Origin of the sequence: Sorangium sp. So ce185 (assembly GCF_051526825.1) — a bacterium.
Lineage (GTDB): Bacteria > Myxococcota_A > Polyangia > Polyangiales > Polyangiaceae > Sorangium > Sorangium cellulosum_D.
In genome coordinates this window covers 4330914-4346583 of the sequence record NZ_CP150316.1, presented here as the reverse complement: position 1 = coordinate 4346583, position 15670 = coordinate 4330914, and the positions used below count along the sequence as shown (strand labels likewise).

The 15670-nt window shown below is 73.3% G+C and carries 7 protein-coding genes; 2 read left to right on the top strand and 5 right to left on the bottom strand.

Going from position 1 to position 15670, the window contains the following annotated elements; translation table 11 throughout:
• Window positions 1-421 precede the first annotated feature (421 nt).
• Window positions 422-4327 carry a protein kinase domain-containing protein gene (locus WMF26_RS16065; RefSeq protein WP_438001037.1) on the top strand — a complete coding sequence of 1302 codons (3906 nt, stop codon included), beginning with the start codon at window positions 422-424 and terminating at the stop codon, window positions 4325-4327.
• A gap of 18 nt (window positions 4328-4345) precedes the next feature.
• Here the strand turns inward: WMF26_RS16065 and WMF26_RS16060 are convergent, their stop codons facing one another.
• The 5 genes from WMF26_RS16060 to ptsP form a co-directional block, all read right to left on the bottom strand.
• Window positions 4346-7099 carry a family 20 glycosylhydrolase gene (locus WMF26_RS16060; protein WP_438001036.1) on the bottom strand — a complete coding sequence of 918 codons (2754 nt, stop codon included), beginning with the start codon at window positions 7097-7099 and terminating at the stop codon, window positions 4346-4348.
• Window positions 7100-7108: 9 nt separating this feature from the next.
• Window positions 7109-8119, bottom strand: a complete 1011-nt coding sequence (locus WMF26_RS16055; RefSeq protein WP_438002416.1) for an SIS domain-containing protein — start codon at window positions 8117-8119, stop codon at window positions 7109-7111.
• A gap of 16 nt (window positions 8120-8135) precedes the next feature.
• Window positions 8136-9233, bottom strand: coding sequence for an N-acetylglucosamine-6-phosphate deacetylase (gene nagA / locus WMF26_RS16050; RefSeq protein WP_438001035.1), 1098 nt, complete (start codon window positions 9231-9233; stop codon window positions 8136-8138).
• A complete protein-coding gene (gene nagE / locus WMF26_RS16045; protein WP_438001034.1) occupies window positions 9233-11011 on the bottom strand; it encodes an N-acetylglucosamine-specific PTS transporter subunit IIBC in 1779 nt (592 codons plus the stop codon). The genes nagA and nagE overlap by 1 nt, the downstream gene beginning before the upstream one ends.
• Window positions 11012-11086: 75 nt before the next feature.
• A complete protein-coding gene (gene ptsP, locus WMF26_RS16040) occupies window positions 11087-13672 on the bottom strand; it encodes a phosphoenolpyruvate--protein phosphotransferase (protein ID WP_438001033.1) in 2586 nt (861 codons plus the stop codon).
• A gap of 431 nt (window positions 13673-14103) precedes the next feature.
• Between ptsP and WMF26_RS16035 the strand changes: the two genes are divergently transcribed.
• On the top strand, window positions 14104-15669 hold the full coding sequence (locus WMF26_RS16035; protein ID WP_438001032.1) for a glycosyl hydrolase family 18 protein: 1566 nt from the start codon (window positions 14104-14106) through the stop codon (window positions 15667-15669).
• Window position 15670 lies beyond the last annotated feature (1 nt).

Below are 15670 nucleotides of genomic sequence, written 5' to 3'. Positions count from 1 at the left end.
CGCGGTCTGCCTCTCCTGTCTGCCCTGCGTCATTACAACTCACGTGCCAGAGCGAGCGCGCGCGGCGGGCTCCACCACGAGACGCGCATGTCTGCATGAGGCGGCTCCGGCGGGGTGTTCCCGGCGCGGGACAGCCTGTGAACCCGCGGTTGACACGCTGTTGCGGGGGCGCAACGAACGCCTCTGCGCGAGCCGGGTGGCGGCGACGGCACGCCAGCGTGTCAGGTGGCCGGCGAGGCACCGAGCTGCGGGATCGCCACGCCGCAACCGCCGCGAACGCCGCCTGGTCCGGCACTTGCTTGAGATGCAGTCGGCTCTGCATACCTCGCTTGCGCTGCCAATCGATCCGGCCCGCCGCTCGGCGTCGATCGACAATGGTCTGGACGCGTCGGATCCAGGAGCCGACAATGCGCGCGCGAAGATGCGGGTGGGGGACGTGCTGGAGGGCCGCTTCACGCTGGACGCGCGCGCCGGGTCGGGCGGCATGGGCGAGGTCTTCCGCGCGCGCGATCGCGACACGGGTCAGGCCGTCGCCGTCAAGGTCATGCTCGCCAGGCACGCGGGCGAGCGCGCGCGCTTCGAGCGCGAGGCGCGGGTCCTGTCCGAGCTCAGCCACCCCGCCATCGTCCAGTTCGTCGCCCATGGCCAGACGCCCGACGGCGAGCCCTACCTCGCGATGGAGTGGCTCGAGGGCGAGGACCTGCGGGCGCGGCTCGCCCGCGGCATGCTCGGCGTCGACGAGAGCGTCGCGCTCGCCGCGCGCGTCGCCGCGGCGCTCGGCACCGCGCACGCGCGCGGCGTCGTCCACCGCGACCTCAAGCCGAGCAACCTCTTTCTGCCGGCCGGCGACGTTGCGCTCGTCAAGGTGCTCGACTTCGGCATCGCCCACCTCGGCGACGTCACGCGCCTGACGCGCACCGGCGCCATCCTCGGAACGCCGGGCTACATGGCGCCCGAGCAGGCCGGCGGCGCCGGCGCGCTCGACGCGCGCGCCGATGTCTTCGCGCTGGGCTGCGTGCTCTACGAGTGCCTGACGGGGACGCCCGCCTTCGCCGGCGAGCGCCTGATGGCGGTCCTCGCCAAGATCTGCTGCGAAGAGCCGCCACGCCTCGCCGCGCTCCGGTCCGGCGTGCCGCGTGCCCTCGACGCGCTCGTCGCGCGCATGCTCGCCAAGCAGCCCGACAGGCGCCCTCGCGACGGCGCCAGCGTGGCGGCCGAGCTCTCGGCGCTCGAGGACGATCCATCTGGCGCGCACGCCGACCCAATCCCGGCGGGCCCCCCTGCCCCCACGCTGGCGGCGGGCGAGCGGCGGGTGGTCTCGGTCGTCATGCTCGGAAGGGAGAGCCCGCTCTGGCTCGATGCCACCGAGCCCCTGGGGCCCCACAGCACGCTGGAGCCGGAAGAGGACGAGCTGCGGGACACGGCCGCGTCGTTCGGCGGCCGCCTCGACGTCCTCGCCGACGGCTCGGCGGCGGTCACCCTCTCCGGCGTCTTCGTCGCCACCGATCTGGCGGCGCGCGCCGCGCGCTGCGCGCTCACTCTGCACGGCATCCACCCGAGCCGGCCGATGGCGGTCGCGACGGGCCGGAGCGAGGGCGCCGGGATGCGGCCGCTCGGCGACGTCATCGATCGCGCCGCGAGGCTCGTCGCGCGGCGCGGCCCCGGCGCGCAGCCCGTTGTCCTCGACGACCTGACGGCGGGTCTCCTCGACGCGCGGTTCGAGGTGGCCGCTGGCGAGGCCGGGTACGAGCTGCTCCGCGAGCACGACGTCGTCACGGGATCGCGGACGCTGCTCGGGAAGCGGACCGCGTGCGTCGGCCGCACCCGCGAGCTCGCGGTCATGGCCGGGCTGCTGTCCGAATGCGTGGACGAGCCGGTCGCGCGCGCAGTGCTGGTGACGGCTCCCGCCGGCGTCGGCAAGTCGCGCCTCTGCCACGAGTTCCTGCGCGCCGCCCGCACGCGCGGCGCGCCGATCGAGACCTGGATCGGGCGCGGCGACGCGCTCCGAGGCGGACAGGCGTTCGGCGCGCTCGGACAGGCGCTCCGCGGCGCGTGCGAGATCCGCGAGGACGACCCGCCCGAGGCGCGCCGGGACAAGCTCCGCGCCCGCGTCGCCCGGCGCGTGGCCCAGGCCGATCGCGCCCGGGTGACGGCGTTTCTCGGCGAGCTCGCCGGCGCGGCCTTCCCCGACGACGAGAGCGCGCCGCTGCGGGCCGCGCGCGCCAAGGCCGAGCTCATGAACGAGCAGGTCCGCCGGGCCTGGGAGGACTTCCTCCTCGCCGAGTGCGCAGCGGGCCCGGTCCTGCTCGCGCTCGACGATCTGCACTGGGCCGACCACGCCACGATGCGCCTGGTCGACGCCGCGCTTCGGGTCGCGAAGGACCTGCCGCTCCTGGTGCTCGCGTCGGCGCGGCCGGAGGTCCACGAGCGGTTTCCGCGCCTCTGGGCCGAGCGCGAGCTCCAGGAGATCCGGCTCGGGGCGCTGACGCCCAAGGCGAGCGAGCAGCTCGTCCGGCAGGTGCTCGGCGACGCGGTGCCCGCCGAGACGGTGAAGCGCCTGGTCTCCCGGTCGCGAGGGCACGCGTTCTACCTGGAGGAGCTGATCCGCGCCGTCGCGGAGGGCCGCGAGACGCTCCCCGAGACGGTCGCGGCGATGGTGCAGGCCTGGATCGAGCGGTTCGAGCCCGAGGCCCGGCGGCTGCTCCGCACGGCCAGCATCTTCGGGGAGGTGTTCTGGCCGGGCGCCGTCGCGTCGCTGCTCGGCGGCGGGCAGGATGCAGGCGACGTCGGCAGCGGGATCGCCGCGCGGATCGACCAGCTCGTGCAGCAGGAGGCGCTCGTGCGCCGCCCGGAGAGCCGGTTCGCGGGCGAGCCGGAGCTCGCGTTCCGGCACGCCCTCCTCGCGGAGGGCGCGTACGCGATGTTGACGGAAGAGGATCGGACGCTCGGCCATCGGCTCGCCGGCGCGTGGCTGGAGGAGCGCGGCGAGAGCGCTCCTGTCGTGCTCGCCGAGCATTTCGAGCGGGGCGGCGAGCCGGTGCGCGCCGCGGACCTGTACCGCCGCGCTGCGGACCAGGCAGTGCGGTTGGGCACCATGGAGGCTGCGATCGTGTACGCCCACCGCGGCCTCGCGTGTGCCCCCTCGGACGAGCTCCGGCTCGCCCTCCTGGACGTGCTCTGGGAGGCCTACCTGTGGAGCAGGGAGCACGCGCACCCCCAGGTCACGCGCGACGCGGAGCAGATGATGAGCCTGGCCACGCCAGGTAGTGGGCTCTGGATGAGGGGCGCGCTCCTGAAGCTCTTCGCACTGCTGGCCGCGCGGGAGCCCGAGGCGTTCACGGCCACGCTGCACGCCGTTCGCGCCGTCGAACCCCTCCCCGACGCCGCCGCGGCCGTCGCGGATACCCTTTATATGGGAGTGGCGTACCTCCTGTTTCAGGGTCAACTCCGGGTCGCTGAGCCATTTCTGCGGTGGCTCGAGGACATCGTGGAGCCCGTCGCCGAGAGCGCTCCGAGGGCGCGGGGGTTCCGCGACATGGCGCGCTCCTTCTACGCGATGTACGCCGACGAAGATCCGTGGTCTGGCGTGGCGTGGGCCGAGGCGGCCCTCGAGGGCTTCGAGCGGGGGGGCTCCCAGGTCGACGTCGCGCACGCGCGCTCGCTCGTCGCCGCCGGCCTATGGTTCCTCGGGGCGCGCGCGCGCGGGGCGCAGATCCTGCGAGATACACCGCCTTGCACGGACGAGGACGTGTGGCTCGCGGTGGCCAACCGGTCGATGTTCCTCGGCGAGATCCTGATCGACCAGGGCGCGATCGAGGAAGGGCGCCTCATCGCGGAGGGCATCATCGAGGCGGGGCGCGCCCGGCGCGTCGCGCCCTATGAAGGCATGGGGCGCAGGCTCCTCTCCTACGCGCTCTTTCACCGGGGCGATCTGGAGGCCGCCGAGCGGGAGGCGCTCACCGCGCTGGGGATGCCCTCGACCACGCCCGGCGAACGCGCGGTGCTCAAGCGGACGCTCGCAGCGGTCCGGCTCGCGCAGGGTCGCGTGGCCGAGGCGCTCGCGGACGCGGAGGAGGCAATGGCCGGGTACGAGGCGCTCCGGATGTTCTTCGCCAAGGGCTCTCTCGCGCGGCTCATCCATGCCGAGGCGTTGATGGCGGCGGGAGACCAGCAAAGAGCCCTCGCGGCGCTCGCCGAAGCCCGCGCGCGCCTGCTCGCCAATGCCGCCAAGATCGGCGATCCGGAGCTCCGCCGGAGCTTCCTCGAAGACATCCGCGAGCACGCGCGCACCCTCGAGCTCGCGCGCGCGTGGCTCGGCGAGGCCTGACCGCCGAGCGCGCCGATCCTACGGGGACGCCCCCGCGCCGACGACCGACGTGCGGCTGCCACGCCCGCGCGTGTCGAACGTCCTCAGCTTCACGACGCCGCTCACCGCCACCGGCCCTTCATAGACCGCCGAGTCGGCGCCAGGCTCGGCGCCATCGGTCGTGTAGCGGATCTGCAGCCCCGGGAACGCCACGTTCGCCACGAGCTTGCCGTCCTCGACGCGCGCGCCCGGCAGCGGAAGCCGGTAGTCCACGCCGCCGCTCAGGTGGTCGAGCCGCGGCAGCTCGCGCTGCCCGAGGCTGTTGGCGAAGCGACTCCACGCCTCGGCGAGCAGGCCCGCGCGCGCCGCCCCGTCCTCCTCCGCCGCCCACGCCGGGTCCGGCGCCCAGGCCCGCTCCGCGAGGCCGATCAGCTTCGGGAAGATCAGGTACTCCATCGCCCCCTGCCCCTTCGCGTTCTCGGCCCAGAGCTGCCCCTGGATGCCGAGGATATTGGCCCGGCCGGCGTCGGTCAGCTTGACGTGGTCCCGGAACATCTCGGCCGGATCGATCGGATTGCCCATGCGGTCCGCGTGGGCGCTCTTGTAGACGTCGAACGGCACGAACTCGTACGGCTTGCGCGTGTCCACGAACCCCGCCCAGTAATACCCAGGCTCGGCAGGATCCTTGTCGTAGGCGAGGTCGAAATACAGGTTGGTGGCGTTGGAGAGGACCACCGGATACCCCGCGTTGGCGAGCTTGTACCCGTTGTCCTCGTCCCCCCACCCCCAGACATTGTTCCAGACATACGCCCTGAAATTGCTGCTCAGGAACTCGGGGTTGGCCTCCTTGTCGACGCCGCCCTCCGCCTGCACCTTTTTCAAGGCGATCTCCTCCCAGCCTCCGGTCACCAGGCCGTGGGACGCGACGATCGCGTTGAGCTCGCGGAGGAAATGGCTCGCCAGGTCCTCCACGGACGCGACGCCGTCCGGCGCCTGGCCGAGGAGGGCCTGGCACGACGGGGATTGCTCCCAGACGCCGTCCGGCACCTCGTCGCCGCCCGTATGGATGGTGGTGAGCGTCGCGCCGGCCTCGGCGTAGATCGCGACGACGTCGTCCACGACCTTCCGCAGGAACCTGTAGGTGGACGCCCGGCAGGGGTTCACCACGTTGTCGGTCCACATCTGCACGGACATGTACTGGGACGGGTCCTCCAGGTCGCTCAGCAGGAACTCCTCGGCCTTCTCTGCATCGCCCTCGGCCGCGAGCCTCGCGTAACGCGCCTCCATGGCCTTGACCGCCGCGCGGGCGTGGCCCGGCATATCGATCTCGGGGATCACCTCGATGTGGCGCGCCTTGGCATGGCGCAGGATCTCCACGAGCTCGGCGCGCGTGTAGTGGCCGCTGCCGCTCGACGACGGCGACGCCGGATCCGGCCCGGAGCCGAACGAGGGGACGATCTGGTCGCGGTCGTCGACCGTATGGCCGCGCCGGGCGCCGACCTCGGTGAGCTCCGGCAGGCCGCTCACCTCGAAACGGAACCCCTCGTCGTCGGTCAGGTGGAAATGAAACTTGTTGAGCTTGTAGAAGGCCATCACGTCGAGCAGCTTCAGCACGGCCTCCTTGCGCTGGAAGTTGCGCGCGACGTCGAGGTGCATGCCGCGGTACCCGAAGCGCGGGGCGTCCTCCACCGTCACGGCGCCGATCGCGATCTCGGGCTTCGCGGTCCGGTACGCCTCGACCGGCGCGAGGGCGCGCAGGCTCTGAATGCCATAGAAGACGCCGGCCGCGTCGCTGCCCACGATCTCGACCCCCTCGGCGGTGACCGTGAGGCGATAGGCCTCGTCGCCCGCCTGCCTCGGCTGGCCGCCGACGTCGATCGCGCCCGTCGCCAGCGCGATCGCCGCCGTCCCCGCGGGCGGCGCGCCCTCGCGGACCTCCGGCGCGGCGCCGAGGAGCGCCCCCAGCGCCTCCGCCAGAAAGGCCGCTTCTCCCTCGAGCCCGGCAGCGTGGTAGATGGGCACGGCCGACGAGAGCGAGAGCTCTCCGGCGCCCGCCTCGAGGAGCACCGGCGTGGGCACGACCCTGTCCACGTCGCCCGCCGGGAGCAGGCGGACAGCGAGGTTCTCGTCATAACGAGACGCCGCCGTCGGCACGGGCGTCATGTCGCCGGGGAAACGGTCTGTCTGCTTCTTCTCCACGAACGGCGCGACGGCCTCGGAGCCCACCACCTCCGGCGCCGAGGCGACGCCCTCGCCGTCCGTGAACACGAAGTAATAGCCCGCGGGCGCGTCCGTCTCCTTGATGGCCCAGTACGATCCGTCGAAGGGGATCACCGCGCTCTGCCCAGGTTCCAGCGGCTGGAACGCCTCGGTCGGCTCCAGCTTGAAGAAGTCGCCGTTGATGTGGGTGACCTTCACCCCAGGCGGCAGGCTCTCGGGCAGGATCGAGCGCACGAAGTTGAAATACAGCGTCCAGCCGCTGTTCCCGAGCGCGACCTTCCCGTGATTGGTGATCGTCAGCTCCGAGCCGAAGCTCACCGCGGGGTTCTTGTGGTTGTCCAGCACGCCCCAGGTGACGGCGAAGTCCGCGCCCGACGGGCGCTCCTGCGCCGAGCCGCCGCCACCTCCGGTGCCGCCGCCACCACCTCCGCCGCCACCGCCGCCGCCGCCGTCGTTGCCCGTGCTGGTGCTCATCGTGGTGCTCGCCGTGGACGAGGACGTCCCGTCGTCGCCGCACCCTGCCACAAACAGGGCGCCGGCGAGCAGCCCAAATCGGTAAACAGGCCTTCTCATGACGCACTCCTACAGTGTTTTGGTGACCTTCTTGAGCCGCCTCGGCGCGTCGGGATCCAGCCCTCGGGCCTCGGCCAGGGCAGCGGCCGCCAGGTAAAACGCCAGGATCTGACAGAGCGGGTCGAGCAGCTCGTGAGGAGACGCGGGCACCGCGAGATCGACCCCCGGCAGCCCGGCCGGGCCCACGAGGATCACCTTCGCGCCCTGCCCCCGGAACTCCTCCGCCACGCGGACGAGGCCGGCCTGCGCCGGGCCCCGCGGGGCGAAGACGAGCAGCGGAAAGCGCTCGTCGATGAGGGCCATCGGCCCGTGCTGCACCTCGGCGACCGTGAACGCCTCGGCGTGGACGCCGCACGTCTCCTTGAACTTGAGGGCCGCCTCCAGCGCGATGGAGAACCCAGGGCCCCGCCCGAGCACGAGCAGGCGCTCCTCGCCCGAGAGCGCGTCCACGAGCGGGCCCACGTCGCTCTCGCTCGCGGCGGCCAGGGTCTCCGGCAGCGCCTGGAGCGCGTCGAGCAGGGCGGCGTCCTCGCCCCAGACCCCCACCACCCTCGCCATGGCGCTCAGGCTGGCGATGAAGCTCTTCGTGGCGGCGACGCTGCGCTCGGGGCCGGCGCGCAGGGGGATCGTCGTCGCTGCGGCCTGGTCGAGGGGCGAGCCGAGCTGGTTCACAAGCGCCGCCGTCATCGCGCCCGCGGCGCCGCACGCCGACAGCGCGCCCACCACGTCCGGGCTCTGCCCCGACTGCGACACCGCGACCGCCAGGCCGCCCGGGAGCCGCAGCGGCGCGCGGTAGAGGGTCACCACCGACGGCGGCAGGCTCGCGACCGGACAGCCGAGCTGCGTCGTCACGAGGTACGCGAGGTAGCTCGCGGCGTGATCCGAGCTGCCGCGGGCGATCGTGACCACCGACGGCGGCGGCGCCGCCCGCAGGCGGGCGCCCAGCTCGCGGTAGGCGTCCTCGTCCTGCGCGAGCTGCTGCGCGACGATCTCCGGCGCGGAGCGGGCCTCCTCGGCCATCATCGAGGTCGTTCGGTCACTCAAGGGGCTCCCCCTCCACGAGGACCTGCCGCAGGGCGAGATCCTCCTCCAGGACCAACAGATCCGCGAAGCAACCCGGCGCGATGCGCCCTCGATCCTCGAGGCCGAGGTGCTCGGCCGGGAACTGGCTGCACCGGCGCGACGCCTCGGCCAGCGGGAGCCCGAGGTCGACGAGGTTCTTGAAGGCCTGGTGCATCGTCAGGCAGCTCCCCGCGAGCGTCCCGTCGGGGAGCCGCACGCTGTTCTGGCACTTCGCGACGGCGTGCGCGCCGAGCTGGTACGGCCCGTCCGGCATCCCCGAGGCCGCGGTGCCGTCGGTCACGGCGTAGAGCCGGGGGATGCAGCGCAGGGCGGCGCGGATGGCGCCCGGGTGCACGTGGACGAGATCCGGGATCAGCTCGGCGAAGTCGCCGTGGGCCAGGGCCGCGCCCACCGCGCCGGGCTCGCGGTGATGCAGCCCGTTCATCGCGTTGAAGAGGTGCGTGAAGCCGCTCGCCCCGGCGGCGAGGGCCGCCACGACCTCCTCGTAGCTCGACAGCGTGTGCCCGATCTGGACCCGCACCCCGAGCCCGGACAGGCGGCGGACGAGCTCCAGGTGGCCGGCGAGCTCCGGCGCCAGCGTGAGCACGCGGATCGGCGCGATGGCGTTCAGCGCGAGCGCGGTGTCGAGATCCCCGCCCACCACGCAAGGCGGCTGCGCGCCCAGCCGACCCGGGTTGAGGAACGGGCCCTCGAGGTGGACGCCGAGGACGCGCGCCTCGCCGCGGCGGCGCGCGTCCATGGCGGCCCGGATCGCGCGCAGCGCGGCGGCGATCTCCGGGAGGGGCGCCGTCATCGTGGTGGCGAGCAGGCTGGTGGTCCCGGTCGCGGCGTGCGCACGGGCCATCGCGCGGGGCGCGTCGCCGCCCTCCATGACGTCCCGGCCGCCGCCGCCGTGCACGTGCAGATCGATGAAGCCGGGCACGATCCGCGGCCCCTGGCCGGGCCCTTCGGCCGGCGCGCCCGCGATCTCCTGGACCCGCGCGCCGAAGTACAGGCGCCCGCGGAGCCAGCCGTCCGGCGTGAGGATGTTGCCCACGAGCTCCACGCCCATCACCCCTTGAGCTTCTGCGCGAGCGCGGCGGCGTACCGCGGCGCCTCCGGGCCGACCAGGAGGTGGACCACCTGGTCGGACAGGCGCATCACGCCCTTCACGTCGGCGGCCTCCAGCGCCGCCTCGTCGATCGGATCCGCGTCGGCGAGCTCGACGCGCACGCGCCCGCTCGAGAACCCCTCCACGGACCGGATGTTGGCGGCGCCGCCGAGCGCCGCGAGCCAGCGGTCGATCCACATCTCCTGCCGCGCCGCGGGCGCGGCGGGCCATGCCTCGGACCGCGCGACGGCCGCCGTGGCCGCGCCCCCCCGCGCGGCGCCCGCCGCCTTCGGCTCGCCTGCCGCCGGCGCGCGGCCCGCGAGCTCCCGCATCTCCTTGGCGATCGACTCGGCCATGGGGCCGAGGATCACCTGCAGGCTGTCGGTCCCCGGGCGCACCACGCCCTTGGCGCCGAGCGCCCTGAGGTCCGCGTCCTTCACGCGATCGCGGTCGACCATGACCAGGCGCAGGCGGGTGATGCACGCGTCGATCTCGCGGATGTTGCCGTGGCCGCCCAGCGCCCGCAGGAACTGCCCCGCGAGCCCGCCGGCGTCCGCCTCGACCCCGGCGCCCGCCTCGGCCCCGCCGGCCGTGTCGGCCCCGCCGCCCTCGGACGCGACCGCGGAGGGCGCCGCCGCGGCCTCGCGCCCCGGCGTGGCCAGGTTGAACCGCTCGATGCAGACGACGAAGAGGCCGTAATAGACGACCGCGTAGGCGAGGCCGATCGGCACGATCATCCAGCCCTTCGTCGAGAGGCCGTAGTTCAGCGCATAATCGATGAACCCGGCGGAGAAGCTGAAGCCGTGCTTCACGCCGAGCACGTCGAGCAGCGCCAGCGAGAGGCCGGTCAGCACGGCGTGGACCGCGTAGAGGGCCGGCGCGAGGAACATGAACGCGAACTCGATCGGCTCGGTGATGCCGGTCAGGAAGGCGGTAAGCGCGGCCGAGAACATCACGCCGAAGGTGGCCTTGCGGTTCTCCGGGCGCGCGGTGCGGTAGATCGCCAGGCACGCGGCCGGCAGGCCGAACATCATCACCGGGTAGAAGCCGGCCATGAACACCCCCGCCGAGGGATCGCCGGCGAAGTAGCGGTTCAGATCGCCGGTCACCGCCCCCTTCGCGCCCTGGAACGAGCCGACCACGAACCAGGCGAGGTTGTTGAGGATGTGGTGCAGCCCGGTCGGGATGAGCAGGCGGTTGAGGACGCCGAAGAAGAAGGCGCCGACCGGCCCCGAGGCCACGATCCAGCCGCCCACCGCGTCGATGGCGCCCTGGATCGTCGGCCAGACGACGCCGAGGACGAGCGCGAGGGCGAGGCTCGCGCCGCCGGTGACGATGGGCACGAAGCGGCTGCCGCCGAAGAAGCCCAGGAAGGACGGCAGCTTCGTGTCGCGGAAGCGGTTGTACATCGCCCCCGCGAGGACGCCGGCGAGGATGCCGGCGAGGACGCCCATCTTGATCTTGTCGTCGATGCTCTTCACCCCGTTCGTGATCACGAGGTAGGCGATCATCCCGGAGAGCCCGGCCACGCCGTTCGTCTCGCGCGCGAGGCCGACCGCGATGCCGACCGCGAAGATCAGCGCCAGGTTGTCGAAGATGGCGCCGCCCGCCTGGGCGACGAACGCGATGTCCAGCACGTCGGGCTGCCCCAGCCGGAGCAGGAGGCCCGCGACCGGCAGCACCGCGATGGGCAACATCAGCGCCTTGCCAACGCGCTGCAGCTCGTTGAATCCTCTCATACGACGCTCCTCCTCCGTTGGGCGGGGCGGCCTCCGCGCCGCGCCGCCCCCGGTCTGCTTGCTGGGCTCTCGAGATCAGCCGGGCCGCGCGCCCGGCGCGAGCAGCGCCCGCACCTCGGCCGCGGTCCCCAGATCGAGCGCGGCCCGCGCGATCTCGCGGCACCGCGCGGCGTCGAGCTCGCGGATCCTCGCCTTCACCTCGGGGATCGCCTGGACGCTGACGCTGAGCTCGGTCACGCCGAGGCCGACCAGCACGGCCACGGCCTCGGGGTCGCTCGCCACCGCGCCGCAGATCCCCACGTGGCGCTCGCGCTTCTTCGCGGCCTGCACGGCCGTGTCGATGAGCCGGAGCACCGCCGGGTGCAGCGCGTCCTGCCGGCCGGCGAGCCGCGGGTGCGTGCGGTCCATGGCCAGCGTGTACTGGGTGAGATCGTTCGTGCCGATCGAGAAGAAATCGACCTCCGCGGCGAACCTGTCGGCCTGGACCGCGACCGACGGCACCTCGACCATCACGCCGAGCTCCACCGGGGGCGAGCCGGCGCGCCGGCGCTCCTCCTCGAGCACCTGCTTCGCCTCCCGGAGCTCCTCGAGGCTCGCGACCATGGGCAGGAGGATCCGGTGCCCGGCCGGCGCCCGCGCCGCCAGGATGGCGCGGAGCTGGCTGCGCAGGAGCGCCGGGTGGAGCGCGCCGATGCGCAGGCCGCGGATGCCGAGGAGCGGGTTGTCCTCCGCGGGGAGCGGCATGTACGAGAGCGGCTTGTCGCCGCCGACGTCGAGCGTGCGGACGACGAGGGGGCGCTCGCCCAGCGCGTCGGCGATCTCCTGGTACGCGGCGGTCTGCTCGGCCTCGGTCGGCGCGGCGTCGCGATCGAAGAACATCAGCTCGGTGCGCAGGAGGCCCACGCCCTCGGCCCCGAGCCGGACGGCCTTGCGCGCGTCGTCGGCGCTCGCGATGTTGGCCAGCACCGCGACGCGGACCCCGTCCCGGGTCACCGCGCGCTCCCCCGCGGCCGCCTCCTGCCGCTCGCGCAGCGCCTTGCGCGCCCCGAGCCGGCCGCGGTACGCGTCGAGCTCGGCCTCGGTCGGGCGGAGCAGCACCACCGCCCCCTCGGCGTCGAGCACGGCCGGCGCGCCCGCCTCGACGGCGAGCAGCGACGCCGAGGCGCCGACGAGGTACGGCAGGCCGAGCGAGCGCGCCAGGATCGCCGCGTGCGAGGTGGTGCCGCCGAGCACGCTGACGAGGCCGGCGACCCGCTGGTCGGCGAGCCGCACGACCTCGGAGGGCGTCAGGCTCTCGGCGACGACGACGCTGCCCGCGGGCGCGGCCTGCGCCTCGCCGCCGCCGACGAGGTGCCGCAGCGCGCGGCCGCCCACGTCCCGGAGATCGTTGGCGCGCGCGGCGAGCAGCGGGTTCGAGAGGCGCGCGAGCTCGCGGCACGACGCCATCACCGCCTCGCGCCACGCGAACGCGGCCGACTTGCCCTCCACGATGGCGACCTCGGTGCGGGTGATCATCTCCGGGTCGTCGAGCATCGTGAGGTGCGCGCTGAAGATCTGGGCCTGCTCGACGCGCTTGCCCGACGCGGCGACGAGCTGCTTCAGCTCGAGCCGGGTGTGGCGCAGCGCCTTCTGCAGCCGCGCGAGCTCCGCCTCCGTGTCGCTCGCGTGCTCGTCCACGTCGGCGGCGAGCGGGTCGATCTTGCAGATCGGGCCGATGGCGAGGCCGGGCGAGGCGCTCACGCCGTGCACGTGCCGCGCGTCGTCGGCCGCGCGCGGCGTGGAAGCAGGCGCGGCGGCGGCGGCGCGCTCGGGCTCGGCCGTGCGCGCGGCGGTCGCCGCGGAGAGGTCCTCGCCCAGCCCGCTCCGCACGAGCTCGACCAGTCGGGCCACGGCCCGCGCCGCCTCGCTGCCGCTGCCGACGATGCGCAGCTCGGCGCCCGGGCCGGCGCCGAGGTTCATCAGCGCGACGACGCTCTTCGCGTTGGCGTTGCGGCCGGCGAGCTCGACGCTGATGTCGGCTGCGAACGACTTCGCCTCGCTGGCGAGCACCGCGGCCGGCCGCGCGTGCAGCCCGTGCGGGTTGGGCACCACGACGAGGGCCGACGTGACCCCGACCGTGGCCCGCGGCGGCGGCCTGGACGCGCCCGCCTCCCCCGCGCTCGAAGCCCGCGGCGCTCCCCCGGCGGCGCGCCGCCGGGGGCTCACGGTCATGAGGCGGCTCACGCCGGCCCTGGCCACGCCGCTCGCGCGCTCGACGATGGAGCTCGTCTCGCCGCTCAGGACCACGATCTGCGTGAGCAGGCTGGGCGCCTTGCGGAGGAGGAGATCCGCGTCGAACTCGAGGAGCGCCTGGCCCGCCGAGACCCGGTCTCCCTGGCTCACCCGCGCCGTGAAGCCCTCGCCCTTCAGGCCGACCGTGTCGATGCCGACGTGGATCATGATCTCCACCCCGCCCGCGGCGCTCAGGGTGATCGCGTGCCGCGCCGCGTGGAGCTGGGTCACCGTCGCGTCGCACGGGGCGAGCAACGTCTGGGAGATCGGGTCGATCGAGATGCCGTCGCCGACGATCTTGTCGGCGAAGACCGCATCGGGGACCGACTCGATCGGCACGATGGGACCGGAGAGCGGTGCGAGCAGCGTCAGCGATTCGCCGGGGTGCATGTCGACCGCGATCCTACCCGGATGTGGCTCGACAGGTTCCTGGCCGAGGGGCGCGATGGTTCCGTCCACGGATCGAGGCGAGAGCAAGCGTCGTGCCCTGCGCCGGCGCTGGCTGCTCCGGGAGGGAGGTGATCGAGAAAAGCGCGCTGCGCGCGGGGATCGCCGGCGATCTCCCGGCGATCGCGCGGACGGCGAGGGGGCGATCCGGGAGCGCTCGTGCGATCGGGGGGATCGCCCGGCGATCTCCCGGATCGCCCCCCTGCTCGCCGGGATCGCCGGGCGCGACCGAGGCGGCTCCCGTCCTGGCGGCGCGCAAAAACGCGCCGAGGGGGCGCCGTGGCGGCGGCTGTCGAGGGCGTCGCCGCGACCGGTACGCCGATTGCTCGTTGGACCAGCAACGACCGGCAACGGCAAACTAAAGGAGATCCGTTATGAAGCTTTATGCCCTCACGACCCTGCCGCTCTTTGCTGTGATCGCGCTGGCCGCTTGCGGCGGCATCGATGGCGGCGACGCGGAGCGCTCCGGCCCAGATGGAGTAGAGCTCGAATCGACGGAGCAAGCCGCCGTCGCCGCTGCGTGGGCGCCGTATACCGCGTATGCGGTGAACGCCGAGGTGACCTACGGCGGCGTCACATACCGCTGCATCCAGGCGCACACCTCCCTTCCGGGCTGGGAGCCGCCGATCGTCCCGGCGCTGTGGCAGCCGGTCAGCGGCGCCGGCAGCACCACCACGAGCTCCAGCACCACGAGCTCCAGCACCAGCGGCGCGGGCGGCTCTGGAGGCAGCGGCGGCTCCGGCGGCTCCGGAGGCGGCGGCGGCTCCGGCGGCAGCGGCGGCTCCGGCGGCGGCGGCGGCAAGAAGGTGATTGGCTACTTCGCGGAGTGGGGCGTCTACGGCCGCAACTACCACGTCAAGAACATCGACACGAGCGGATCGGCCGAGAAGCTCACGCACATCAACTATGCCTTCGGCAACGTGGTTGGAAACCGGTGTGCGCTCGGCGACACCTATGCCGATTACGACAAGGCCTACAGCGCCGCCGACAGCGTCGACGGCGTCGCCGACACCTGGGACGCCGGCGCGCTCCGCGGCAGCTTCAACCAGCTCCGCAAGCTGAAGCGCAAGCACCCGCACCTCAAGGTGCTGATCTCGCTCGGCGGCTGGACCTGGTCCGCCGGCTTCTCCGACGCGGCGCTGCCTGCGAACCGCGCGTCGTTCGTCTCGTCGTGCGTCGATCTCTTCATCAAGGATCCCCGCTGGGCGGGCGTGTTCGACGGCATCGACATCGACTGGGAGTACCCGGCCGCCTGCGGCAGCACCTGCAACCAGCGCCCCGAGGACACGCAGAACTTCACGGCGCTGCTCGCCGAGTTCCGCAGCCAGCTCAACGCGGCGCGCCCCGGCCTGCTGCTCACGATCGCGGCGCCCGCCGGGCTCGACAAGATCGAGAAGATCCAGGTGGGCCAGATCCACCGGCACCTCGATTTCATCAACCTGATGACGTACGACATGCACGGAGCGTGGGAGCGCACGACGAACTTCCACTCGCCGCTCTACAACTCCGGCGCGAACCCCGCGAAGGCGCTGAAGTACAGCACCGACGAGGCGGTCACGGCCTGGCTGAACGGCGGGACGCCGGCGAGCAAGCTGGTCGTCGGCGTGCCCTTCTACGGCCGCGGCTGGACCGGTGTCGCCAATGCGAACCAGGGAGTGTGGCAGTCGGCCGCCGGCGCCGCCCCGGGCACGTACGAGGCGGGCATCGAGGACTACAAGGTCCTGAAGGCGAAGGGGCACCCCGGCTTCACCCACCCGGACACGAAGGCGTTCTACACCTTCAACGGGACCGAGTTCTGGAGCTACGACAACCCGGCCTCGCTCGGGACCAAGATGCGCTACATCAAGGACAAGGGCCTCGGCGGCGCGATGTTCTGGGAGCTGAGCGGCGACACCGCGAACGGCGAGCTCGTCACGGCGGTGAAGAACGGCCTGCGGTGAC

Excerpts from the sequence above, each read along its gene's own strand:
- nagE (WP_438001034.1), bottom strand. The coding sequence starts at position 11,011 with ATGAGAGGATTCAACGAGCTGCAGCGCGTTGGCAAGGCGCTGATGTTG.
- ptsP (WP_438001033.1), bottom strand. The coding sequence starts at position 13,672 with ATGCACCCCGGCGAATCGCTGACGCTGCTCGCACCGCTCTCCGGTCCC.
- WMF26_RS16035 (WP_438001032.1), top strand. The coding sequence starts at position 14,104 with ATGAAGCTTTATGCCCTCACGACCCTGCCGCTCTTTGCTGTGATCGCG.
- WMF26_RS16060 (WP_438001036.1), bottom strand. The coding sequence starts at position 7,099 with ATGAGAAGGCCTGTTTACCGATTTGGGCTGCTCGCCGGCGCCCTGTTT.
- nagA (WP_438001035.1), bottom strand. The coding sequence starts at position 9,233 with ATGGGCGTGGAGCTCGTGGGCAACATCCTCACGCCGGACGGCTGGCTC.
- WMF26_RS16065 (WP_438001037.1), top strand. The coding sequence starts at position 422 with ATGCGGGTGGGGGACGTGCTGGAGGGCCGCTTCACGCTGGACGCGCGC.
- WMF26_RS16055 (WP_438002416.1), bottom strand. The coding sequence starts at position 8,119 with ATGGCCGAGGAGGCCCGCTCCGCGCCGGAGATCGTCGCGCAGCAGCTC.